General features: G+C 41.4%; 1 protein-coding gene. It reads left to right on the top strand.

Annotation, left to right across the window (positions count from 1 at the left end):
* Window positions 1-845 (top strand): IS66 family transposase (gene tnpC / locus SAZ04_RS21540; protein WP_332699541.1); only part of this gene is annotated, 845 nt, incomplete at both ends.

Raw genomic sequence — 845 nt, 5'->3', positions numbered from 1 at the left:
AGGATGATCGGTCTTTTATTGATTCTGAGCACACAGAAGAACAAAGCCAACAGACCGTTTCTTATACTGTTGTACGAAAAATTCAAAAGAAAAAAAGAAATGATTCATTGCGTGATGATGTGGAGGTAGAGGAAATTCACCATCACCCAGAAAACACCGTCTGTGACTGTTGTCGAAGTCAAATGATCGAAATCGGTAACTCCATTGCCCGTGAAGAGGCAATATTTATTCCTGCTAAAATGATGAAGGTGCAGCACATTGAACATGCTTATGAATGTAAAAACTGTAAAAGCAATTCATCTCAGCCGACGCGAATTAAACGTGCGAAAGCGCCACAACCAGCTATTCAACGTAGCATCGCAAGCCCTAGCGTACTTGCCAAAGTCATCTATGATAAATTTGCGCAATACTTACCCCTTTACCGCCAGGTAAATGAATGGGCACGTTATGGATTGAATACGAATGATAAAAATCTTTCTAATTGGGTCATTCGTACAGCACACGATTGGCTTTTGCCGATTTACGAACGAATGAAAGAATTGATGATGTCTAAATCGGTTTTACATGTCGACGAAACGTATTCACAAATTATCCATCGTTCCGATGGGAAATCTGGTCAATCCAACGCCTACAATTGGGTATATCGAAGTGTGCCAAGCCAGGGACCGACTATGATTCTGTTTCAAAGCTCCTTATCACGAGCCCGTTCCGTCCTTGAAAGTTTCACGGAAGGTTATACTGGAACGATTATTTGTGATGGTTACTCTGCATATAATAAAATTGGTGGCATTACCTTCGCGAATTGTTGGGCGCATGTTCGTCGTTACTGGTTGAAAGCTGACAGT

The organism is Halalkalibacter lacteus, assembly GCF_036663595.1.
Taxonomy (GTDB): domain Bacteria; phylum Bacillota; class Bacilli; order Bacillales; family Bacillaceae_D; genus Halalkalibacter; species Halalkalibacter lacteus.
The sequence above is the reverse complement of the archived record's forward strand: the minus strand, read 5'-3'. Positions and strand labels throughout refer to the sequence as shown.